The sequence below is a fragment of the Neobacillus oceani genome (genome assembly GCF_046237595.1).
Taxonomy (GTDB): Bacteria; Bacillota; Bacilli; order Bacillales; family Cytobacillaceae; genus Bacillus_D; species Bacillus_D oceani.
The window spans coordinates 2611460-2632773 of the sequence record NZ_CP143543.1; the positions used below are offsets into that span (position 1 = coordinate 2611460).

26 protein-coding genes are annotated in these 21314 nt (G+C 44.5%); 6 read left to right on the forward strand and 20 right to left on the reverse strand.

Annotated elements, in window-relative coordinates:
• Positions 1–27: 27 nt before the first annotated feature.
• Entirely contained in the window at positions 28–858 is an 831-nt protein-coding gene (locus tag V1499_RS13065) for a Ku protein (protein ID WP_409270347.1), read from the reverse strand.
• A 133-nt stretch (positions 859–991) separates the two neighbouring features.
• On the opposite strand from V1499_RS13065, the gene V1499_RS13070 reads away from it, so the two are divergent.
• A complete protein-coding gene (locus V1499_RS13070) occupies positions 992–2833 on the forward strand; it encodes a DNA ligase D (RefSeq protein ID WP_409270348.1) in 1842 nt (613 codons plus the stop codon).
• A gap of 508 nt (positions 2834–3341) precedes the next feature.
• On the opposite strand, the gene dapF is transcribed toward V1499_RS13070, so the two are convergent.
• Both dapF and V1499_RS13080 read right to left on the reverse strand, forming a co-directional pair.
• Positions 3342–4319 carry a diaminopimelate epimerase gene (dapF, locus tag V1499_RS13075; RefSeq protein ID WP_409270349.1) on the reverse strand — a complete coding sequence of 326 codons (978 nt, stop codon included), beginning with the start codon at positions 4317–4319 and terminating at the stop codon, positions 3342–3344.
• 63 nt (positions 4320–4382) lie between these two features.
• Entirely contained in the window at positions 4383–5123 is a 741-nt protein-coding gene (locus tag V1499_RS13080) for a hypothetical protein (protein WP_409270350.1), read from the reverse strand.
• Between the two features lie 214 nt (positions 5124–5337).
• Between V1499_RS13080 and V1499_RS13085 the strand changes: the two genes are divergently transcribed.
• Complete coding sequence (locus V1499_RS13085; protein WP_409270351.1) at positions 5338–6459, forward strand: amidohydrolase; 1122 nt, start codon at positions 5338–5340, stop codon at positions 6457–6459.
• Between the two features lie 301 nt (positions 6460–6760).
• Positions 6761–7321, forward strand: a complete 561-nt coding sequence (locus V1499_RS13090) for a GNAT family N-acetyltransferase (RefSeq protein WP_409270352.1) — start codon at positions 6761–6763, stop codon at positions 7319–7321.
• A gap of 137 nt (positions 7322–7458) precedes the next feature.
• On the opposite strand, the gene V1499_RS13095 is transcribed toward V1499_RS13090, so the two are convergent.
• Positions 7459–8232 carry an SDR family oxidoreductase gene (locus V1499_RS13095; RefSeq protein ID WP_409270353.1) on the reverse strand — a complete coding sequence of 258 codons (774 nt, stop codon included), beginning with the start codon at positions 8230–8232 and terminating at the stop codon, positions 7459–7461.
• A 190-nt stretch (positions 8233–8422) separates the two neighbouring features.
• Between V1499_RS13095 and V1499_RS13100 the strand changes: the two genes are divergently transcribed.
• Positions 8423–8833, forward strand: coding sequence for an Hsp20/alpha crystallin family protein (locus V1499_RS13100; protein ID WP_409270354.1), 411 nt, complete (start codon positions 8423–8425; stop codon positions 8831–8833).
• 57 nt (positions 8834–8890) lie between these two features.
• On the opposite strand, the gene V1499_RS13105 is transcribed toward V1499_RS13100, so the two are convergent.
• The gene (locus V1499_RS13105) at positions 8891–9163 is read right to left on the reverse strand and encodes a hypothetical protein (RefSeq protein ID WP_409270355.1); all 273 of its coding nucleotides are present in this window, start codon (positions 9161–9163) and stop codon (positions 8891–8893) included.
• A 102-nt stretch (positions 9164–9265) separates the two neighbouring features.
• Here V1499_RS13105 and V1499_RS13110 point away from each other — a divergent pair, with 102 nt between their 5' ends.
• On the forward strand, positions 9266–9511 hold the full coding sequence (locus V1499_RS13110) for a DNA alkylation repair protein (protein WP_409270356.1): 246 nt from the start codon (positions 9266–9268) through the stop codon (positions 9509–9511).
• A gap of 51 nt (positions 9512–9562) precedes the next feature.
• Here the strand turns inward: V1499_RS13110 and V1499_RS13115 are convergent, their stop codons facing one another.
• The 7 genes from V1499_RS13115 to deoD all read right to left on the reverse strand — a co-directional run bounded on the left by V1499_RS13115 (position 9563) and on the right by deoD (position 16169).
• The gene (locus tag V1499_RS13115) at positions 9563–10402 is read right to left on the reverse strand and encodes a hypothetical protein (RefSeq protein WP_409270357.1); all 840 of its coding nucleotides are present in this window, start codon (positions 10400–10402) and stop codon (positions 9563–9565) included.
• Positions 10403–10499: 97 nt separating this feature from the next.
• Positions 10500–10679, reverse strand: coding sequence for a hypothetical protein (locus V1499_RS13120; protein WP_409270358.1), 180 nt, complete (start codon positions 10677–10679; stop codon positions 10500–10502).
• A gap of 26 nt (positions 10680–10705) precedes the next feature.
• A complete protein-coding gene (locus V1499_RS13125; protein ID WP_409270359.1) occupies positions 10706–11659 on the reverse strand; it encodes a CobW family GTP-binding protein in 954 nt (317 codons plus the stop codon).
• Between the two features lie 11 nt (positions 11660–11670).
• The gene (locus V1499_RS13130; protein WP_409270360.1) at positions 11671–12057 is read right to left on the reverse strand and encodes a hypothetical protein; all 387 of its coding nucleotides are present in this window, start codon (positions 12055–12057) and stop codon (positions 11671–11673) included.
• 481 nt (positions 12058–12538) lie between these two features.
• Positions 12539–14041 (reverse strand): S41 family peptidase, encoded by a 1503-nt coding sequence (locus V1499_RS13135; protein ID WP_409270361.1) that lies wholly within the window; start codon positions 14039–14041, stop codon positions 12539–12541.
• Positions 14042–14381: 340 nt separating this feature from the next.
• Positions 14382–15215 carry a D-alanyl-D-alanine carboxypeptidase family protein gene (locus V1499_RS13140; RefSeq protein WP_409270362.1) on the reverse strand — a complete coding sequence of 278 codons (834 nt, stop codon included), beginning with the start codon at positions 15213–15215 and terminating at the stop codon, positions 14382–14384.
• 249 nt (positions 15216–15464) lie between these two features.
• Complete coding sequence (gene deoD / locus V1499_RS13145) at positions 15465–16169, reverse strand: purine-nucleoside phosphorylase (protein ID WP_409270363.1); 705 nt, start codon at positions 16167–16169, stop codon at positions 15465–15467.
• Positions 16170–16351: 182 nt separating this feature from the next.
• Here deoD and V1499_RS13150 point away from each other — a divergent pair, with 182 nt between their 5' ends.
• Positions 16352–16480, forward strand: a complete 129-nt coding sequence (locus tag V1499_RS13150; RefSeq protein WP_409270364.1) for a hypothetical protein — start codon at positions 16352–16354, stop codon at positions 16478–16480.
• Between the two features lie 36 nt (positions 16481–16516).
• On the opposite strand, the gene V1499_RS13155 is transcribed toward V1499_RS13150, so the two are convergent.
• From V1499_RS13155 to V1499_RS13190, 8 genes are all read right to left on the reverse strand, one after another.
• Complete coding sequence (locus tag V1499_RS13155; protein ID WP_409270365.1) at positions 16517–17287, reverse strand: sporulation protein; 771 nt, start codon at positions 17285–17287, stop codon at positions 16517–16519.
• Positions 17274–18095 carry a serine/threonine-protein kinase gene (locus V1499_RS13160; protein WP_409270366.1) on the reverse strand — a complete coding sequence of 274 codons (822 nt, stop codon included), beginning with the start codon at positions 18093–18095 and terminating at the stop codon, positions 17274–17276. The genes V1499_RS13155 and V1499_RS13160 overlap by 14 nt, the downstream gene beginning before the upstream one ends.
• Positions 18096–18121: 26 nt before the next feature.
• Positions 18122–18292 (reverse strand): hypothetical protein, encoded by a 171-nt coding sequence (locus tag V1499_RS13165; RefSeq protein WP_409270367.1) that lies wholly within the window; start codon positions 18290–18292, stop codon positions 18122–18124.
• 124 nt (positions 18293–18416) lie between these two features.
• The gene (locus V1499_RS13170) at positions 18417–18581 is read right to left on the reverse strand and encodes a YozD family protein (RefSeq protein WP_316569898.1); all 165 of its coding nucleotides are present in this window, start codon (positions 18579–18581) and stop codon (positions 18417–18419) included.
• Positions 18582–18714: 133 nt separating this feature from the next.
• Positions 18715–19410 carry a hypothetical protein gene (locus V1499_RS13175; protein WP_409270368.1) on the reverse strand — a complete coding sequence of 232 codons (696 nt, stop codon included), beginning with the start codon at positions 19408–19410 and terminating at the stop codon, positions 18715–18717.
• A 112-nt stretch (positions 19411–19522) separates the two neighbouring features.
• Complete coding sequence (locus V1499_RS13180; RefSeq protein ID WP_409270369.1) at positions 19523–19747, reverse strand: YozE family protein; 225 nt, start codon at positions 19745–19747, stop codon at positions 19523–19525.
• A 15-nt stretch (positions 19748–19762) separates the two neighbouring features.
• Complete coding sequence (locus V1499_RS13185) at positions 19763–20752, reverse strand: S66 peptidase family protein (RefSeq protein WP_409270370.1); 990 nt, start codon at positions 20750–20752, stop codon at positions 19763–19765.
• 222 nt (positions 20753–20974) lie between these two features.
• The gene (locus V1499_RS13190; protein WP_409270371.1) at positions 20975–21124 is read right to left on the reverse strand and encodes a YjcZ family sporulation protein; all 150 of its coding nucleotides are present in this window, start codon (positions 21122–21124) and stop codon (positions 20975–20977) included.
• Positions 21125–21314: the final 190 nt, after the last annotated feature.

The window sequence follows — 21314 nt, forward strand, 5'->3', positions numbered from 1 at the left end:
CGACCCTAAAAGAATCGGCCTTTAGATTTACGCCTGCTTTTTTGTCCGTGTTCCGGTTTTTTTGCGTGGCGCGGCCTTTGTTTTCGGTTTCGTCCGGTCGATTGAAGCCTGTAACGCCGCCATTAAATCCGTAACATTGGATGGAGCCTCTTTCGCAGCCGGGGCGACAACTTCCCTGCCCGCGCGTTTTGCTTCTATTAACTCGAGCAACGCGGTCCGGTAATCATCGGTATACTTTTCCGGTACGAAATCTGTCGTCAACTGGTCGATTAGCAATATGGCGGTTGCCAATTCCTTATCTGTAACCTTATCGGCGTCAGGGACATTCGGTACATCGTTTGCCTTTCGGACTTCATCAGGGTAATGGATTGTTTCCATCACAAGCGTATTTTCATAAACCCGGAGGACGGCCAATTGCTCCTTGGAGCGGATTGCGATTTTTGCAATGCCAACCTTTCCTGAGTCCTGAAGCGCCCTTCTTAACAAGGAATACGCCTTGCTTCCCCCTTCATGCGGCGACATGAAATAACTCCGATCGTAATAGATGGGATCAATTTCTTCCATTTTGACAAAATCGATTATTTCTACCGCTTTTTCTTCATTTTCCCTTTTCAACTTTTCAAGATCCTCGTTATCCAATACCACAAACTTGCCCTTTGTATACTCATATGCCCGGACAATTTCCTCACTTTTTACTTCCCTGTCGCACACCGGGCACACTTTTTCGTATTTGATTGGCGAATTGCACTCCTTATGCAAGGTCCTTAGTTTCACGTCCCTGTCCTCCGTTGCCGCATGGAGTTTGATTGGAATATTGACAAGGCCGAAACTGATGCTGCCCTTCCAGATTGTATGCATAGTCACTTCTCCATTCTTTTTTGAGGTTAGTTTGTGTAGATTTTTACAGCAGCAATCAATAAAAGATTTGGAAAACATGATAGCCTGAGCAAATATATCATACACTAACCAAAAAACGATGGGATGAACACGTATGAAGCCGATGCTGCCTGTTTTGCAATTCGAGCCTCCTGAATTTCCGGGATGGTCTTATGAGGTAAAATACGATGGATTCCGGGCCATTCTTGACTGGGACGGTAACGGGCCAAGGCTCACGAGCCGTAACGATAAGCCCCTTTTGCCATTATTCCCGGAAATTGAGGATTTTCTTAAAGCGTACCTTGATCATTTCCGATTCTTCCTGCCTCTTAGGCTCGATTGCGAGCTTGTCATTCTTGAAAATGAGTATAAAGCAAATTTTTCAGCAATCCAGAAAAGGGGGCGGATGAAAGCGATAGGGAGGATTGCCGAAGCCGCAGAAAAACAGCCTGCCCGGCTCATGGCCTTTGACCTGCTCGTTGAACATGGCGAGAACATACACTCGTTGCCCTATCTGGAGAGAAAGCGCCGGCTTGCCTCATTATTTTCAAAAACTGGCATGGCAATGGAACCAAAAACGACTGGCGTTGAGCTTCTACAGCTGGTTCCCCCACATACCAAGTTCTCCGAGCTGTGGGAAGAAGTAGTCCTTCATGACGGTGAGGGAATCGTGGCCAAAGCCCCCGAAAGCCAATGGGAGGAAGGAAAACGGTCCACAAAATGGGTTAAATATAAAAATTGGAAACTGGTTGATTGCTTTATTACCGCGTATGAAAAGTCAAATGGTTATTATTACTGTGGGGTTTATAAGGATGGAGGAGTGTTTCAGATAGGCCATATCCTCTTTGGCCTTAAGCCCGATGAAAAGCAGGCATTGTTTACGGTTATTAAACAAAATAGCAAGTCGGAGGACAGCAGGTTTATCTATGTCGAGCCCGCCATCTGCTTTGAGGTGAAATACCTTGAATTATATGATAATGAACTTCGTGAACCGCACTTCAGCCGCTTTAGGTTGGATTTACGGCCAGAAGACTGCACGTTTGATAATTTTCTGTTTAACCAGAAAAATGTTACTGGCGATATTGAGTTGACTCACCCTGATAAACCGGTATGGGAAAGCCCTTCTATCCGTAAAATTGATCTTGTCCATTATCTAATGGAAGTGGCGCCCTCCATACTGCCTTTTTTACGAAAACGGTCATTGACCGTCATCCGGTATCCACATGGTATGTTTGGCGAAGCCTTTTATCAGAAAAACTGCCCGGATTACGCTCCGGACTTTATAGAAACTCATCTGGACGAAGGAATTAACTATATTGTATGCAATGACCTGAAATCACTTGTCTGGCTGGGGAACCAGCTTGCGATTGAGTATCACATTCCCTTTCATACGATTGAGTCGGCCAAAGCGTCTGAAATTGTCCTTGACCTCGATCCTCCGTCTCCTGCCGACTTTGGCCTTGCAGTAAAGGCCGCAGTTTATATAAAAGAGGTGATTGACGGGCTTGGGCTCATCGGGTTCGTAAAAACAAGCGGAAACAAAGGCCTTCAGGTGTACCTCCCTTTGCCTTATGATACATACACATTCGATGATACACGCCTGTTCACCGAATTCATCGCCAATTATCTTGTATCAAAGGAGCCAGGGCTTTTTACAATAGAACGGATGAAAAAAAACCGCGGCGGCCGGCTCTATGTTGATTATGTCCAGCATGCACCGGGAAAAACAATTATTGCCCCTTATTCACCAAGGGGGAACAAGCATGCGGGAGTGGCTGCTCCGTTATTTTGGGATGAAGTTGAGGAAGGGCTTGACCCGAAGGACTTCAATTTGCCAAGTGTTCTCCAACGGTACAGAAACTCCGGCGACCCGTTCAAGGACTACTTCAAAGCCGGGGAAAAACAGCCGTTTGGGCCTGTCCTTGAGTTTTTAAGATCAGGAGGGAACAAAAAATAATCGGGGTGGCGCTATCCGGTTAACCGGAGCGAGGAATGGCCTGTCAGACGGGTGGGGTTAATTTAAAACTAATTAGGTTTTTGGACATTTGTTGGTACAATAATGGAGTCTATCTTACAAGTAAACACGGGGTTGGTTCTCGGTTGTCAGAATAACGAGGTTTATCTGACAACCAAAAGAGATTTCGGCTCCTGGTTGTCATAATAACGAGGTTTATCTGACAACCAAACGAGATTTCAGCTATATGTTGTCACACAGCAACTTTTACAACCCCGAGCAACGAAAATACCACAGCCTAAATGACCGTGGTAGAACCAAAATTTAATTCTTTCTCACTAAAGGGAGCAGCACGACTGGCTCCTTGGTTAATTAGTTTCCTTCATCCAACAGCACAGGAATCGCAGGTCTAGGTGTTAAGCCACTCAACTAACGATCATCAGAAAAACGCCGCTATGCTCCCCAACTGGGCCTTAAATCTATCTGCTTAAAAACGCAAGCTAGCCTATCCTTATTTATGTGCAGCAATGAATTCCTTTGCCTTTTCCTGAAGACTGGCATACAGTTCTTGTTCACCAAAATCACGGACCTCGGTAAACGCGTTGGTTCCCAGGGAAAAATCCACTTTCCCTGTTGCCCTGTAAAGGAATGTTGCATTTCCAATCAGTTCAATTTTAAAGCTTCCATCCAAGTTCCTGACGATGCACTGAACCATCCCGCCATCATTGTAAACCGAGATAGGTTGATTAATATCATTCAATCCATTAAGGCAGGTTACAAGCGACGAAGCAGACATCGCGGTCCCGCACGCGTTTGTAAAGCCAACCCCGCGTTCAAACGTCCTTACATAAATATGGCCGTCCGCCAAAAGCTTTACGAAACTTACATTCACACCGTCCGGGAAAAGATTGTTTGGCTTGTTTACTTTTTCGCTTAACTCCTTTTGTAGGGTTCCTTGTAATTCGTTCTCCCCCACAATGGCGATTAAATGCGGATTGGGAACAGCGACTGCTGTAAATAGAAGATCATCCGACAACTCGGGAATTTTCCCATTCATTAGCGTTTCGTGTGGCAAATTCAGCGGCAAATCCCCAAGATTGAATAAAACGGGGGAAATTTCCACATTGTACGTCTTAATCCCTTCCCTAATGTCAGGATATTTTTGAACAAGAAGGTCTGCCTTCATTGTTTCAATTACGGCGCTATCTTTATCAAGTTTTTCACAAACATATCTTCCCGCGCAGCGTAGGCCATTTCCGCACATGGAAGCTTCCGACCCATCCGCGTTGAATACCCTCATAACCGCATCGGCATGTTGGCTACCAAGAATGAACAGGATTCCGTCAGCGCCTGGCCCATTATCCCTGTCGCATAAAAGGCGGGCCATTTTCGCTCTTTCCACTTCCGTAAACAATTCCGTTCCGGAAAGTTCGTCAATCAGCAAAAAATCGTTCCCTGAACCATGTACTTTAATAAATTCAAATTCCAAATTTGCTACCTCCCGGATCTTTCGTCAGTTAAAGAATCGCACAGTAGCAAAAAAATTACAATATTAGCGTTCAACAAAAAATTCCTTGATCAATACGGCCAAGAAGAGAAGCCTTTCCTCGTCAGCCAGCCGGGGGTCAAGGGTGAAAACCGGAGCATTGGGATCAGCTGAGAAAGCCGTCCACCCCAACGGCATCATTCCCCTTCTCAGCCTGCCCGCCTGCCCAAATTTTTCACCAACAATTTTCAAATCCATGAAAAGCCTTGACGAATCAATTGACGCGATGTTAGTCCCTTCCGCAGTGAATGTCCAGCCTTCACGGCTTTTACATAAGCCGCCTAAAGACAGGCCCACCGAATCATAAACATGGATACCTTTTTGAGTGAGGAAATACCTTGCGACCAGGCTGGACTGCCCATCCGTTAATTCGAGTTTTTTCCGAAAGAAAAAGATGCCCGGCGAAATCCTCCTCAGGTCTGCAATTTTTGTACCATTAGCGGAAAAAAGGATCAGGCCAGGGTTTAATTTCGCTTCGTAAAATACAAGAATATGATTTGCCTTCAGTATATGCTCCGGGTACCCTCCAAAATCGCGTGCGGAACTAACGGCTCTCTTTTGGTTCACCAAATGGATATTAAAGTAAACCATGCTCCCAATAATGAACGGGAGGATAAGCAGCATAGCCTGTTTGTTGTTCATAAAAAGGATATTGTAAGCGATCAGGAGAATTGCCGGAAAAAGAAACACAATGCTGGAATTTAAGGATGCCTTCGAAGTTTGGAAGTAATAGTCCGTAATTTTCATTGTAGCCCTCTTACACTCTTTTCTAATATTCTATTGCCAGCCTGTCCAAATCATTCCGCAACACTCCCCATGTGTTAAAAGCCCATTAAGTGTTGCCTTAAAAGAAATCAAAAAAGGGCTCTGGCATATACTTGTTTATGAAGAGATTGTTTAACGTAAAGGCAAGCTTAAATTGAGGACCAACCTTTTTAAATATGGACAACGAGGTAGGAAAATGGAGAAAATTTTACTAAAAAATGCGATGGTAATTCCGGTAACTCAACAACCGTTCGCACATGGCGATGTCCTGGTTGAGGACGGAAAAATAAAAAAAGTCGGCAGAAATCTGCCAGCGGACCCGGAAACGAAGCAAATCGAATGCAACAACTTGTTTCTGCTGCCAGGATTTATCGATGTCCATACCCATCTGGGCCTCTATGATGAAGGGACAGGCTGGGCGGGTAATGATGCGAACGATACGATTGAACCGATTACCCCCCACATCCGTGCGATGGATGGGGTATATCCTCTTGATTCTTCGTTCAAGGATGCCAGGGAAGCCGGCATTACCGCCGTCCATATTATGCCCGGCAGCGCGAATGTAATCGGGGGGACGACCTCGGTCATTAAAACGGCCGGCAGAAATGTCATCGATATGATTATAAAGCAGACCGCCGGGCTTAAAATAGCACTGGGAGAAAATCCGAAACGCGTCCACAGCAACGGGAAGAACCATTCTCTTACCCGGATGGGAATTATGGGGATGCTGCGGGAAGCATTCAATCATGCCGCCGGAACAAATACGGACGACTTGCGCACCCTGCCTTTGCGAAAAGCTTTAAATAGAGAGATTCCCATCCGAGTTCATGCCCACCGCGCGGATGATATTATGGCGGCTTTGCGTTTTGCGGATGAATTTGGCCTCGATGTCCGGATTGAGCATTGCACGGAAGGCCACCTGATTGCAAGCGAACTTACCGGCTTGGGGCTGAAGGTTTCGGTAGGCCCTACTTTAACAAGGCGCTCGAAGGTTGAATTAAAAAACAAAAGCTGGACTACGTATCAGGAACTTTCAAAGCATGGGATAGAGGTTTCCATTACGACAGACCACCCTTACACTCCCATTCAATATTTGAATGTTTGCGCCGCCATTGCTGTAAGGGAGGGCCTGTCCGAACAAAAGGCACTTGAAGGGATTACCATCCTCCCTGCCAGAAACCTCGGAGTCGACCATCGGATTGGAAGTATAGAGGAAGGGAAGGATGCCGATCTAGTGCTTTGGAACTTCCATCCCTTCCATTTTCTATCCAAACCACTATGGACAATGATAGACGGAATATTTGTTTTTCAAAAATAATGTAGAAATTTATCGGAAAAACAATTGATTTTTCCGCCAAAAAACCTATTTATTTTTTATTTATTTTTGTGTATTATACTCTAGTAAAAACTCTTTTACTTATGTTAAACTGAATTTCCCTGTCATCATGGCAGCCAACATTATATATATTGTGCATTGGGAAGGCAAATGGTGCGCCACCAGTCAAACTGGTCCTAGTGGGTTCGATTCCCACCCCGAAATTTTTTTCGCAACTTAAAAAAATTTCGAGGGTGGAGGTCCGGATCCATGGGACCCGTCTGCCCTGATTGGAGGGCTTCCTATGTTGAAAAAACGCGATCTCAACGATTGCCACGCACTATACGACCTGATTACCCATCCAGATGTGTTTCCATATGTACGCCATAAAGCGAATTCCTATGATGAGTTCCTATTTTTAACCAAACAAACAATAGAGGCGGAAGAGCGGGGGGAAATCATCTCCCGTACAATTCTTGACGAATGGGGAACGCCAATCGGGACAATTTCCCTATTCGATATCGAATCGAACGCAGGTTTCCTTGGAACCTGGCTCGGCAAGCCTTTTCACGGACTTGGCTACAACTCTCTTGCAAAGGAAGCCTTCTTTCAGGAAGTTTTCTATGAGCTCGGGATTGAAACGGTCTTTATGAGAATAAGAAAAGCGAATGTCAGGTCCATTAAAGCGGCTGAAAAACTCCCCTATTCGGTTAAAGCGAACGAAACAAGGCCGGCCTTGTACCGCGAATTGAATTCCGAAGGGAATATTTTCGATTTATATGAAGTCCCAAAAGACCAGTACACTTTCCATTTACTTCGAAACAATATTGCTTCCCAGGAGGAAAGCAAGCTTCTTGAAGCCTAAAAATACATTTCCAACAGTAGATCTCTATTTCTACCTGACCGTTATATAAGCCAATAGAAAAAAACCAAACCTCCTTTCCATGGCGGTTTGGTTTTTCGATTGCTGTTTACATAATAATATTATTGTATAAACAAGAATCATTGCCTATAAATTTTCCCTAGTACATCTAATCCGCCTGTTACAGGAATAATGCTGCCGGTGATAAAATCGGATTTTTCATCCGCGAGGAATCCAATCACCCTTGCGATATCTCCGCCAGTGCCTGGCCGGCCAACCGGAGCATTTTCAGCCTCATTGCCAGTAACGTCCCCTACGTCTTTTTCCTTCCACCCTGGGATGATATCCCCTGGGCACACCATATTGGCCGTAATTCCGTTTTCAGCTTCTTCAAGCGCGATTGTCCTAGTCAGGGATGCTAGGCCGGTTTTCGCGGCGGCGAACGCAGATCGGTATATCCACCCAGGAGCTGTTTCAACCCGGTCAAACCCTAAAGTGATGATTCTTCCCCATCCCTTTTCCCTCATCTGCGGGAGTAGAAGTTTCGCTAAATAGAAAGCTGATGAAAGGTTACCTGATACAATTGAATTCCATTCATCGAATGTGTAATCGGTCAAGCTTTTTCTGTCATGTATGTAAGGACCGGCGTTATGGATGAAAATATCGATTGAAGGAACTTCGGCAAGAGCCTTAGAGACGGCATTTTCACACTCTTCCCTGACTGAAACGTCTCCCTGTACGAGTACACATGTTGTTTTGAAGGTATTGGTTATATAATCCGCCAGTGCCTCTGCCTTTCTTCTGCTTGACCGGTAATTGATGACCAAATCATAGCCTTTTTCCGCGAGAAGGATGGCAGTCATTTTTCCTATGCCGGAAGCAGCCCCAGTAATGAATACAGTCCTTTTTACCATCCGAATCCCCCCTCTTATCTCTTAATTTCCATTATGAAGCGCCCATAGGGAAGTAAAGCATTCTGAACCTTTGGGCGTTTTTTTCATATTATGTTAGTGCAGAGATGCATCCGCTAAGCCCGTTTAGCAAGAAAGGATGGTTTGCATGTTCCCCTGGAGCTCGTTTCCATTCAATAAAGAGATGTCGACTATGATGAAGGGCATGAAACCTGACGCCATAGAAAAATATGTACGGGAGGCAATTGAAGCTTATTTGCCAAAAGGGACAGAAAATGCCTTTCATTTTTCCGATGAAGCACCTACCAGACAATCTCAGGCTACGGCCGCTTCAGCGAAAAGCCAGGCTTCCATTTTTTTAACCCACGATTATGTTTATGCAAGGCTACCGATTTCAGAAGACACGCAGGAAAATATTCGCCTCTATCATACATCGAACCAACTAATTATAGAAAACTTCCCGGTTCAGGGAGAAAAACAGGCCTTTGACCTCCCCGCCGTAGTCAAGAAAAAAGGAGCCACAGCAAGTGTGCAGGATGGCATACTTGAAATCAGGCTTATTCGGGCGATTGATGTCCAGCTGTCAGAAATCAATTTTATATAAGTTTATTTAGGCAGACATTCCGTACACCTTTTTCCGCTGTACGGATTTTGCATCTTTTCAAGACATTTTTTCCGCTAAAACTGTATGTAGTTCAATAAGTTCCAGCTTTGCTTCATTTGAAAGATCCGTTTCTAGAATCCTTTTTACGGCGCTATAATACTTTGAATGGATCGGCTTTCTTACCCTTGGATGGGAATTTTCATCCCTTAGTTCCCTGGCAATGGCTTCTTTCAGGATCGCTTCATTGCTTTCCCCTTCTTTTTCAAGAAGCCGGTTGTTCCAGATTTTACGATATTCGCCAAGCAGTCTGGCAAAATCCATTTCTTTCATGATATCGTTCAACTCCCAGCATCAAACCTTTATCACTAGAATTGTACATATTAACCGAATTGATTGCAAAAAATAGGAGAACAACTTCACAAGGAGGTTTCCATGGTGCATCCATACCGATGTCCAAATTGCAAAACGAATAGAAGCCGTTTTAATATCATTGAACAGGTGGCCCATTCTGTTAAAATGGACCCATTAACCGGTGAAATCACGAGCGAGTACGAAAAAAACAGCCCAGAACCATTCCATATTCCATATACAGGCCCGGATTGCCGTATCCAATGCGGTGTTTGCGGTCTAATTGAGGATGAAAAAACATTCATCAAATTCGGGCAGCTGCCTGTTTAGCAAACAACTTTGTAAGGGCCCAGGCAATTCCTTATCGGGCCCTTAAACCACCTAATCTGATTGATCATTTGCCAGTAAACCATTCTCTTTTAAAAATTGCATGGAATCAATTTTCCATGGGGAAAAAGGGGAAGGACGAAAACAAATGATCTCTACCTTTGCCACATGTCTTCCCATTCCTTTTAGATGCCATTCGATTTCCACCGGTACAACCGCAATCAAGTCTTCTTCCAAATCTTCCGGCGGCAGCATAGGAAGCCGGATAATTTTCACGCCTTCAACATTTTCAACAATCTTCCCCCAGTTCATGTTTTTCGTAGACAACATGCCGACAATGCGGCTATCCTGCTCTTTGAAGCCAGCAACATAATAACGGACAGCTTCGTAAGGATTGTCCGTAGCCAGCAGTGCACCAAGGCTCCCCGCGGCTTTATGGACCATCATCATATGGGAGAGATCCATTTCCTTTCTTCTATGCGTCGTACTTTTATAAAAATGGATGCAGAAATGGCCAGGAAAATTGTTTTTAAGCGCTCCGGCCCCATGAGGCATCCCGTTCATCGAAGCCGCTATCTTTTGATTGCCGTGAATCGCATAAATCGCTCTTCTTTTCCAGCTCCATTCCCCGTTGTAAATTTTTTTCATAATCGCGGTATCCTTTGGGGTCAAGGGCTGGACATCGGCATGCTTGCTTCCAGCTCGTCTTTGGACACGGAACTTCTTGCCTGTTTCCACATCAACCACGGTGAAGATCGCATACTTCGGGAAAAGCTTGTCCGCTTCTTGCCAGGGAGCCATCTTTGCGTCTTGTAGTTTGGCGAATGCCGGGAAGGAGGACAGGAAAAGAAGCGATAAAGCCAATATTAAAACAGGAATTCTCTTGTTCCCCAATTAAGCCACCCTTTCCTCATGTTGCATGTAAGGAAAGTTTCCCTCTTGGCATGATAATTCATGCAATGAAAAAGCCTCCATCAAATAATGGAGACCCTCATGAATCTTTTCCATGGTTATGGATATATTCCCTTGCCTTATCAATTCCAATTGCGATTGATTTTCCTTCATCATTACCATCTTCGAGAAGGGCATTTGCTATTTCAATTGCTTTTTCCCTGACATCCGGGTCAAGATTCTTCATTGAGGCCGGATAATCATCTTTAGACCAAGGCATGAACCGACCACTCCTTTTTGTAAACGTTACGGTTCAATACCCTTTTCATAAGAAGCAAAACCTGCTTCCAGGCTTCGAAGCTGCCCGGCAATTTTTCCCCAATCAATATTTTCGCCAATCATGACAATATTCAGCGGCATATTCATATCTTCTTTTATATACGAAGGCATACCATATGAAAACTGAAACAAATCAGGGTAGGAGGAGCCTTCAAATTTAACATATCCTTTTATACGGTAAACCGTATCTGGCATTCCCCTTAGGAACTCATCGAAACGTTCCCTCTTGACGGGGTTCTTGAACGTATGGACAAACGATGAAAGCCCAAGGTCCTTCGTTTGCAAACGCGTAACGTGTGAGTTTTCTTTCTCCCCCGCGTGCGACAGGCCCCGCAAATCCCGAAGTGGGACTTTTGAAAAATTGGTCAGTACACATTTCGCATGAGGATTCAATCCTTGAAGGCTAATCGAAACATCTGCCTGCTCCCTGTCGGACAAGTCGCCAGCTTTGTTTACAATCAAGTAATCAGCGTGCCGAACTTGTTCAATCAATAGCTGCTGCAATTGCGGCCCCATCGCCCCCTTATCAAGCCACCTTCTCCCGTCGACAGTGGAGATAATGCCTTTTACATGAAGCATGTTGGCGAAAAGCGGCGACAGGACCGAATCGAGTACCTCGACAGGGTGCGCGGCGCCGGTCGTTTCAATATAAATCGCATCCGGCTTTTCCAGTTGAAGCAAACCTTGAAGTTGGGCCTCCACCTGTCCGCTCATCGTGCAGCAAATACATCCGCCCAATAATTCCTTTAAGGCAACATCGTCCCCTACTTCATCGGAATCGATCGAAACATTACCGAGTTCATTCATCATGACAGCCACTTTCCTGCCACTGTCCCGCTCATCCTCCAGAAGCCTTTTTAAAAGTGTCGTCTTTCCGCTACCAAGGAAACCTGCAAGGATATAAACCTCTGTCCTTTTCATATTAATCCCCTTCATACACTCATCTCTTCAAGCATTTCTTTGACCATCTCTTCCAGAATGGCGCGGATTTGCGCATCATCCTTTTCGGTCAAAAAGCCTGTTTTCTGGAACCATTCTTCTTTGCATTTCCATATAGGGAAATATCCATTTGGAAAATAGTCATCATCTTGTTCTATCCCAATTTCAATGAACGATTCATAATCATCCTCAAAGCATAAACCTTTTGGCTGCTTTTTTCCTTTTTTGGACCGGATCAGTTCGAGGATCAATCTTTGGTCATGTACCTCAAATTCCGGCTGATATTTCTCCTGAAGCGAATGGCATATGTTTACGCACGCATCCTCCAGCTTCAAAATTTCTTCCTTGAGCTGCTCATCAAAATGGATGATTTGCTTCAACAATTCTCACCCCGTTTTTGAACTCTTGGTTCGCCTGTACGGCTTATGGGCCGGCAGTTTCCCCTCTTAGCAGATGAGGAACTATCTAAGCACACATTCTAAAGCATTTCAACGGTACTTACAAACCTTTAGGCTTTAGGTGCCATTTATAAAACTTTGCTGTTGATTTCCACTCCACAAGGATAGCTTCCGGGAATAATCATCGCAGGGACATGCTGCCTTTTGCATGGCCCGAGGCACACGCTTTCCGCGGGGCGTCAGTGGAGCCTCCTCGGCGCAAGCGCCTGTGGAGTCTCCACCTTGCCTCTACATCCCGCAGGACACTGAATGTCATCATCGAATTTGCCCACGCACGAGAAAATGCGTAGTATTTTCGAGGAGTCAGTGCCCTTCGCTACAATCAACGCCCTAAAAGCCAACTCGTCCTTTAAAATAACCTTTACAAAAGGAAAACCCGGCTGACGGATGCCGGGTCCATTCATTATTTGATTTCTTTTTTAACAACTTCAATGGCTTTCTTCAGTTGAGGGTCATCCTTGACGATTTTCTCTTGAAGAAGCTCTATGATTTTTTCTGTTGTTCTGCCCGTAACGATTCCGTTTTCCGGAAGTTTATTTGCCTTTTGTAGAGCTTTTACGGCATTTTCTGTTTTTTCGTCGTAAAAGCCATCCTTCCTGCCTGGATAAAATCCAAGCACGGATAGCATTTGCTGAGCAGTCTTTACATCATTTGAAGAACTTCCGAGTTTCAACTCGAGTTTAGGATCGAGATAAGGCAGATTATAATAGTCAGGTACAGCTACCTTATAATCCGGCTCAATTCCTTTTTTATGAATCCAGTTTCCGTTTGGTGTCAGCCACTTCGCAGTCGTAAATTTGACATTTGAACCATCCGGGAAATCCTGGACTGTCTGCACAGTTCCTTTCCCAAATGTTTTTTCACCAACAAGTGGCACACCGGCAGATTCCTTTACCGCCCCTGCAAGAATTTCTGAAGCGCTGGCGCTTCCGCTGTCAATCAGGACAACCAATGGAAAATCAGGATTTCCTTCGTTTTTCGATTTGTATTCCTTGACCATTCCGTTTCGTTCTTCAACCTTGAATAACAGCTTTCCTTCAGGAACGAACATGCTGGAAATGGCAACCGCCTGTTCCAATAGCCCGCCTGGATTCTGCCGCAGGTCAAGAACAAGGCCTTTCATTCCTTCTTTCTGTAGTCCGTTCAATGTATCCACAAGCTCTTTGGATGTATGGGTCGAAAAAGTTGTAATCTGGACTTTGGCAATCCCATCGCCAACCATTTCTCCATGGACTGTTTCAATTGGAATTTCATCCCTGATGATTGGAACTTTAATTGTCCCTTCAACGCCAGGCCTTTGGATTGTCAATTCTACCTTTGTACCCTTTTCACCTCTAATCAGCATGACCGCCTGGGTTGATGACATCCCCTGTATGCTTTTTCCGTCTACCATAAGGACAATATCCTTAGGTTTAAGGCCTGCTTTTTCGGCGGGTGAACCCTTTAATGGGGAAACAATCATAATATACCCGTCTTTTTCCTGGATTTCAGCACCAATCCCCTCAAATGAGGACGACACACTGTGCTGGAATTCCTTCGCGTCCTTTTCATCCATATAAGTGGAGTATGGATCATCCAATGCCTGAACCATTCCGTTGATTGCCCCGCTGATGACTTTATCCTCATCAATGTCCTCATAATAGCCTTTTTTCAAGGTATCATAGGCACGATAAAGCTTCTCAAATTCCTCCCGTTCGGAATTTCCACCGATTACGATCGGTTGAGTTTCTTTCCCGAACGATAGCGCAAAAGCTGTAATTCCTGATGCCAAAACGACAACGAGTACCAGAAGCAAAATAAAAACTGGCCTCTTCATCCGGATCACCGCCGATTTATCCCGCTGTCCGGCATTCTGCTCCTGTTCCTGCAGTTGATTCTGTTCGTCCACAGCCTTCACCACTTCCATTTTCCGTAAAAATTATACTAGCCTTATCATCTAGAATACCATTTTTTCTCCATAATGGACAAAAAATTATTCTTGAACAAAATGTGCAAGCGCCTTCGTGACAGGCAAAGACCGCCTGTCCCTGCGATGATTACTCTCAGGAGCTTTCCTTAGTGGTAAGCCCCGACCTGCATAAGACGGGGCCCGCAGGACGGGCCTGCCCTCCGGAGGGAACCGGCTTATGACCTCGAGGGGCTAGGCGCTGGAGCTGGATTACAATAGCTTGTTTCGGGTTGTCCACAAGGTTAAATTTTATAAATTCCTAACCGAACAAAAAGAAGAACCCCAAATAAGGGGCCCATTAAATTCTCTTCACTTGCTGGAAAAATTCCTCAAGTGTCCAGTCATTTTCATACATGGTTGTGGCTGCTTCAACTCCAACATACCGGAAATGCCATGGTTCGTATTGATACTGAGTTATTGACTCTTTCCCTTTAGGATAACGCAGGATAAAACCAAATTTATGAGCATTCGCGGCCAGCCATTTTCCTTCTATCGTTTCTCCGAATTCCTCGGTCAAGTTAAGATCGGTCGATTTAGCGGCTATGTCCATCGTAAGCCCGGTCTGGTGCTCACTTTGGCCTGGCAGGGCAACGGCTTGCGTGGCAATATCCTCCCCGACCTTCTTCACTTCGGCATCGAACAAATCATTTTGCCTATCGTAGGACCGGAAACCCGAGACTGCATAAATTTCAATATTTTCTTCTTTCGCTTGCCTGAACATCTCTTCAATTGCCCGTGCTGCTACCTGCCTGATCAGGCTTTTCTCAATGTCCTGTTCGCCAAAGGAAAACGGGATATCAGGTTTTACTAAATCATCGGGCCGATACCCCACCGGCAAGGAAAACTCTTTATTCACGAGGACAAGGGTATTGTCCGGATTCTGGATTTCCTTCCTGCCGCTTTCTATGGCAATCTCATTGAAATAGGCGGCTTCAAGCACTGGGCCATCGTTTGTTTGGGATGCCGGTTCTGCCGGATCTTTGCTGCCTGTCACTTGATTGTCCTGTTGCTGCGGACGGCTTTCCGAGTTGATTTTATCTTTTAAGATAGGAATTTTTTTTACGAGAGCATCCATTTCGCTGCACCCCGATAGAAGTATGCAGCTGCTGATAATCAGCAATGTCCTTTTCATTTTTACCACCCAATGTCGACTTTTAGAATATTTTGTTCCTGATTAGTAGTATAAAGCTCCTTTTAGGCAAGGGCAAGGAAAGGTGGACAAATTATCACCTCATGGGCAAGGAACAATATGGATATCGTGTTGTTAACAGGAAACATGAATGATGGTTGCAGGCACTACTTTTTCTGCCGTAGCCCTTCACCTCATTAAAAAAATAACGGCCCTTCCCAAATGGAAGAGCCTTTGTTTCCTCGTGTTGGATTATTCTTTAATCGCGGCTTCCAAAGCAACTTCGATCATTTCGTTGAACGTTGTCTGCCGTTCTTCTGCAGTTGTCACTTCGCCTGTAAGGATATGGTCGCTTACAGTCAGGATGGAAAGTGCCTTCCTGCCGTATTTTGCAGCAAGGGTATACAATGCCGTTGTTTCCATTTCCAGGGCAAGGATTTGATATTGGGCAAGCTTTTCATGGTCGGCATTGTCATTGTAGAACAAGTCCGCTGTGAATACACTTCCTACTCTTAAATTCAGGCCCTTTTGAACTCCCGCATCATAGGCATTTTTCAGCAATTCAAAGTTTGCCGCTGGAGCGTAGTCAATGCCTCCAAAGTTCAGCCTGTTCATCTGGGAATCAGTAGAAGATGTCATCGCCAGGATCACATCGCGGACTTTTACATCCTTTTGGATGGCGCCGCATGTACCGACCCTAATCAAGTTTTTCACATTGTAACTCTCAATCAGCTCATTAACATAAATGGAGATGGACGGCACGCCCATTCCTGTACCTTGTACAGAAATCCTTTTCCCTTTATACGTTCCAGTGTACCCGAACATATTCCTTACTTCATTATAGCATTTCGCATCTTCAAGAAATGTTTCGGCAATATATTTTGCGCGGAGTGGGTCTCCAGGCAATAAAACCGTTTCGGCTATTTCATTTTCTTTCGCACCAATATGAATGCTCATACATATCCTCCTAAACCAAATGTTAGATGTCTAACCTCAGCACTCATCATATCATAATCATGGTGAATGATAAAATGTTAGCACAGGAATGGACTTAAAAAATTGAGGGATAGTATTAAAAGGCCCGGCTGTACTTAACAATCGGGCATACTTCTGAAACCCAATGTCCAGGAGGGATAAACATGGGAAAGAAGCACCGCAACCGAATTAACGCACCGAAAAAAAACAATCATATACCAGCTGAACAAATCATCGCGGAGCATGAAGCACATGCCAAAGAATATTCCGCGAAAAAACGCAAGAACACATAGAAACGGAGCAGCCCCCGCTGCTCCGTCTTCTACCTATTAAGAATATCGTTCAATAACCGCCTTGATTTTGTCCCGGACCACCGGTAAATCCGATTGGGTTACCACTAACCTGACATTTGATTCATCCATGGAAAGCGCTTCAGAAAGAAATCCGCCGAGGCCACGGGCACGCCTGTCGACCTGCATAAGCACTTCAATTTCTCCGCCCTCACCCGGAAACATGACTACCTCAAGTTCATCGAGACGGCCACGGAGTCTGCCGGAAACAGGTACGTATTCAAACTCCTGCACGAATGGGAGACGGCGCCTAAGCCGGTACGAAGCTTGTTCGCAATCTGCCTCCCTGAGCCGGAAACCCAAGTCCTCGACAGCTGAAAGAATGGCGGACATCCCCTTGTTCGGCAGCACCCTTACATAATCCGTATCCGTCGGGTCAACCGCGTTTTTAATATCCAGTCCGGTTGATAGCCAAACCTTTGTCCGCCCAATTGTTACAGGTGTATCAAGTGGAAGCCTGAAAGAAAATGGAATTTCCTTTTTCTCATTGGGCTTGATTATGAACGGATCCGAAATTTTGAAACGGTCAATAGCGGTGGTGTCGCTGTATTTCTTGTCATTAGATTCCTTCATATATACAGTATTCAGAGACAAATAGATCGAATCAATCGTTTGTTCAGTGCTCCCTCCGGTAATTTCGACTATCCCCCTTACCGTTTCGCCAGGGACAAGTGTATCTTGTTCAAGCCTCGTATCCACCTTTGTACCGCCTATCCCCACACTTGCGAGTACCTTATTAAAAAATGACATTCGCTATTGCCCCTTTACAAATTATTTTTTCAATATCTCTCCTGATTTCACCGCAATCATTATATTCGCTGTCAATGAGCAAAAGCCTTCTTAGAATCGTTTTTGCTTCCTGTGAAATGTGCAGCTCTTCCTCCCAGCTTTTTTCCGGCTGCCCTTCTTTTGGGGTGTAGGATGAGTAGAGCAAAAAGAGCAGGAAATGGCCCAATCCGTAGAAATCGGATTGGCGATTCTTCGCTTTTCTCAAAAGCTTGCTTGATTGAGGAAACCTACCAGTTTCTTTTTCGGCTTTTCGGGCAAGCCCGAGGTCAATCAAGTAAACTTCTTCGCCGTGTAAAAGGATATTCGGAATCCTGATATCCCTGTGGATAATATTGTTGGAATGCAAATAATCCATTATCAAAAGGAGTTTCATGGCAATTCCGAAAGCTTCTCTTTCAGTGTAAGAGTTCCCTTCCTCGAAAATAAGCTGTTCAACTGTTTTACCGTATTTATACTCCATGGCAAAAAAAGGGATTCCCTCATGAGTGCCATTCCGGAAATAAGCAGGCAGGCCCGGATCGTTTGTTTGTTGCATCATAACCTGCTCAATACGGAAACTTTTCCTACCCGAAAAAGACAGCCTTTTATGAAGACGAAGTGTTTTTACTACTACAAGACGCCCTTCAGCCATGTCAAAAGCAAGATAGGAATGGCCATAGCCCCCGGAACCAAGAAGCTTTTCGATCCTGTATCTCCCATCGATACCCATGCCCTTTGGGAATGGCTTTTCAATTGCATCGGAAATGGTTAGCATGAGGCTTTTAAACAAAAGGAAGCATCTCCTTACCGGCTTCGTCAGCTGCTAAAAAAGCTTGAAAAGCTTTTGCCTTTAAATTTTTTCTTATAATGGGAATGGCCATAGTGCGAATGCTTTTTGTGTTTCATATATTTCCAGGCATCGCTTGAACTCATGTATTTTTTTGGTTTTTTATAGCCTAATAGCAGCTTTAGGATTTTTTTCAGCATCGTTTTTCCTCCCCGGTTTTGATAGATTATTTACGCACCTAAGCAAAAAAAGGTTTCGTTCTATTTCCAAAAAATCCGCATAAAAATACGGCCCTTTTGCCGGCAGGCCGTATGATGCATACTATTATTTTTCTTCATCAATAATCGACTTTTCAAGGAGGTATTCAAATGTAATATCCGCCAGTTCTTCCAATTCGGCTTCAGTTGGTACGAAGCCCCGCCTAATAAGCTCCTGAAAGAAAAATTCAGCTATTTCTTCCGTATCGATAATCACTTCAACTTCTTTCATTCGCACCGCCTCCTTTTTACAAAATGTATGAATCATAAAAGCTTTTCATGCTTGCGGCTGAAATAAAGGCCATTCTTAGGAAGTTGCGCGGGAATGCGCGGAGTAGTTGTTGAAGGGGTGCGGGCAAACACAACTAAACGTGTTTTTTTCCGTCATTTTTATGGAGGTCTTGCAGCTTTTTCAAAATAACTTCCATTACCTGGGAATACTCATTATCACCGAAAAGCTGATGCAAAATCCGATAATCGTTGTAAATGTCAAGAAGACGGTCGATATACTGCTTACGTTCCTTTTTCCTTTGAAGTTCCTCTGCTTCGGATTTCTTGCCATGTCCTTCTGTGGGTTTGTTTTTTCGGGACTTATCCTGCTTGCCGACGATCGATAAAAAACCAAGCTTGCTAATGAACGTATCGGCGTGTTCAGCATCCGCAAGCAATGTTAGTTCTTCTTCGCCAGCCTCGAGCCATTCGCCGTCTTTCACCCTGGCAAGTTCGTAAATAACATCCTCCCAAGCATCCTCTTTATACCGCCAAATTTCTGTCCGTACGCCTACGACCTTGAAAAGGTCATTTCCATATCCTTTTACCTGGACTAGGTCGCCGAAGAAAAACTTGTATTCAATACCCAAATGCTCCTCCTCAACTGGGATGCCATCATATTCCGATAGCAGCTGGAGCGAGGCTTCCTTATAAAGGCCTTCACTGTTGTTGACCTCATACATAAAATGGCTGTCTACCAACTTGATATCGGTCACTTTCCCAACAGTTCCATAAATAATGATAACGACAGTATCGCCTAGTTTATACTTCGGAGTTTTCCTCTTCTCCATCACGCTCACCTCCCAATCCGGTCGCCGAATAATTACAATAGTATATGCGCATGATGTTTAATCGCACACGGTGGGCAAAATAAAAACGCCCTCCAAATTTTGGAGAGCGGATTCATTTTTGTTCCGTTGCCATATATTCCTGCCATGCCTCATCAAAAACAACCATCGTTTCTAGGTAGCCGCCATTTAGCTCCAGATAGGCGCTTAACTCCCCGTAGTCTTCCGAATGTTTTGGGAAGCTGTGGTCCATGTAGGCGGAATTGGCGAACTTGCTGATTTCGTCCTTCGGTTTTGGATGCCTGTATTTCATTAAAAAATGATAGAAAGATTTCCGCATCGGGCACCTCCTCGGCTATTGGTTTTTAAAAGATTGGTCAATTTCAATTTTTATACCGTCCCCACTGGCGGAAATGCTCGCAATTGCCCCAACGGGTATGGTCGCAATCGGTTGGGTATGGCCAAAGTTGACATTTCCGATGACAGGGATTCCCTTTAATTCCTTTTTGGATTGAATGATTCTGATTATAGCTTCCTCGGTTATATGAGAATCCTTCTGGAAACGCCCGATTAATATCCCTTTAATCCCTTCCGCTCCAGGCTGGTGAAGGAGCGACTGTAAATCACGGTCAAACGTAAGGGCATGGGATTCCAAATCATCCTCAATGAAAAGGATGGAGTTGGCAAGAGGCGGCATGAATTCAGTCCCCTGCAGAAGGTTCATCGTACAAAGGTTTCCCCCTATCAACGTTCCTTGCGCGCTTCCTTCCTGGATTTGAAGGAAACCATTCTGCTTGATAAATGTCCTGTTTTCCTGGTCACGATACCATGGATCATCGCTCCACACGTCGGATGGCTCAATTTCATATGGGGCATCGTTGGTCGCCGCATCGAGAAAGGAAGACAATGTATATTCAAGGCCATGCTTTACCCCAAAGCTTGAGAAATGCGGGCCAGTATACGTAATCAGACCGGTTTTCTTATAAATGGCCAGGCTCAACGCGGTTATATCACTAAACCCGCAAAAGAATTTAGGATTTTCTTTTATTAAGTCCCAATCAATATACTTGAGAAGCTGATTTGAATTATATCCCCCGATGACGGTAAGAATACCAGCTACTGAAGGATCCGCAAAAGCGTCATGCAAGTCTTCGATCCGCTGCTCGATCGATGAACTGAAAAATTCATCATGGCCATGGACATTCTTTCCGAATGTTACCCGGAATCCCAGCCCTTCAAGCCTTCCGACCGCAAGTTTCACCTGTTCTTCCTTTATTAAATCCATGCTTCTTGCCGGGGCGATAATCCGTATTTGATCCCCCGGAGCCAGCCTTTTTGAAAGCATCCCCTTACCCCCTTGCTAAAATAACATTATCATACCAAAACGTGGGCAATGGTCAAATAGTTTCTTTAGGGATAAGCGGATTTAAGTTTGATTTTTGTCTTACGCCTGAATGGTTGCGGTTTAGATAAACTCATTATTTTACTTAAGCTTTTTCCCATCGATGCGAATAGTTTTTTTACAAAAAAAAAAAACACCCCCTTCATTGGAAAGAGGTGTTCTCGGCTAGGCGAACCAACAGGCGGTTCCTATTATTATTAGCAGGATAAACAAGACAACTATCAAGACAAAGCCATTTCCAAAAAATCCTCCTACAGGCGCGCAACCTGCTGCAACAGGCTGGGCATAACCACAATAGCCTCCATATCCATACATGAGCATTCCCCCAAATATCCTTTCTCACAACACTGTATGAATCGGGCGCCCACTTTGTATGGGCATCCGCCCAAAAAAGGCTTGGCCCAGCCCAAATTTTAAGAGGCATCTCTTTTCTATACAGTTTTCTTGCAAAAATAGGTACTTCCACTTATTTTATTTCAAAATGATTAAGTTAAAATGACAGTAT

Excerpts from the sequence above, each read along its gene's own strand:
- V1499_RS13065 (WP_409270347.1), bottom strand. The coding sequence starts at position 858 with ATGCATACAATCTGGAAGGGCAGCATCAGTTTCGGCCTTGTCAATATT.
- V1499_RS13070 (WP_409270348.1), top strand. The coding sequence starts at position 992 with ATGAAGCCGATGCTGCCTGTTTTGCAATTCGAGCCTCCTGAATTTCCG.
- V1499_RS13080 (WP_409270350.1), bottom strand. The coding sequence starts at position 5,123 with ATGAAAATTACGGACTATTACTTCCAAACTTCGAAGGCATCCTTAAAT.
- V1499_RS13085 (WP_409270351.1), top strand. The coding sequence starts at position 5,338 with ATGGAGAAAATTTTACTAAAAAATGCGATGGTAATTCCGGTAACTCAA.
- V1499_RS13090 (WP_409270352.1), top strand. The coding sequence starts at position 6,761 with ATGTTGAAAAAACGCGATCTCAACGATTGCCACGCACTATACGACCTG.
- V1499_RS13095 (WP_409270353.1), bottom strand. The coding sequence starts at position 8,232 with ATGGTAAAAAGGACTGTATTCATTACTGGGGCTGCTTCCGGCATAGGA.
- V1499_RS13100 (WP_409270354.1), top strand. The coding sequence starts at position 8,423 with ATGATGAAGGGCATGAAACCTGACGCCATAGAAAAATATGTACGGGAG.
- V1499_RS13105 (WP_409270355.1), bottom strand. The coding sequence starts at position 9,163 with ATGAAAGAAATGGATTTTGCCAGACTGCTTGGCGAATATCGTAAAATC.
- V1499_RS13110 (WP_409270356.1), top strand. The coding sequence starts at position 9,266 with ATGGTGCATCCATACCGATGTCCAAATTGCAAAACGAATAGAAGCCGT.
- V1499_RS13120 (WP_409270358.1), bottom strand. The coding sequence starts at position 10,679 with ATGCCTTGGTCTAAAGATGATTATCCGGCCTCAATGAAGAATCTTGAC.
- V1499_RS13125 (WP_409270359.1), bottom strand. The coding sequence starts at position 11,659 with ATGAAAAGGACAGAGGTTTATATCCTTGCAGGTTTCCTTGGTAGCGGA.
- V1499_RS13135 (WP_409270361.1), bottom strand. The coding sequence starts at position 14,041 with ATGGAAGTGGTGAAGGCTGTGGACGAACAGAATCAACTGCAGGAACAG.
- V1499_RS13140 (WP_409270362.1), bottom strand. The coding sequence starts at position 15,215 with ATGAAAAGGACATTGCTGATTATCAGCAGCTGCATACTTCTATCGGGG.
- deoD (WP_409270363.1), bottom strand. The coding sequence starts at position 16,169 with ATGAGCATTCATATTGGTGCGAAAGAAAATGAAATAGCCGAAACGGTT.
- V1499_RS13150 (WP_409270364.1), top strand. The coding sequence starts at position 16,352 with ATGGGAAAGAAGCACCGCAACCGAATTAACGCACCGAAAAAAAACAAT.
- V1499_RS13155 (WP_409270365.1), bottom strand. The coding sequence starts at position 17,287 with ATGTCATTTTTTAATAAGGTACTCGCAAGTGTGGGGATAGGCGGTACA.
- V1499_RS13165 (WP_409270367.1), bottom strand. The coding sequence starts at position 18,292 with ATGCTGAAAAAAATCCTAAAGCTGCTATTAGGCTATAAAAAACCAAAA.
- V1499_RS13170 (WP_316569898.1), bottom strand. The coding sequence starts at position 18,581 with ATGAAAGAAGTTGAAGTGATTATCGATACGGAAGAAATAGCTGAATTT.
- V1499_RS13175 (WP_409270368.1), bottom strand. The coding sequence starts at position 19,410 with ATGGAGAAGAGGAAAACTCCGAAGTATAAACTAGGCGATACTGTCGTT.
- V1499_RS13180 (WP_409270369.1), bottom strand. The coding sequence starts at position 19,747 with ATGCGGAAATCTTTCTATCATTTTTTAATGAAATACAGGCATCCAAAA.
- V1499_RS13185 (WP_409270370.1), bottom strand. The coding sequence starts at position 20,752 with ATGCTTTCAAAAAGGCTGGCTCCGGGGGATCAAATACGGATTATCGCC.
- V1499_RS13190 (WP_409270371.1), bottom strand. The coding sequence starts at position 21,124 with ATGTATGGATATGGAGGCTATTGTGGTTATGCCCAGCCTGTTGCAGCA.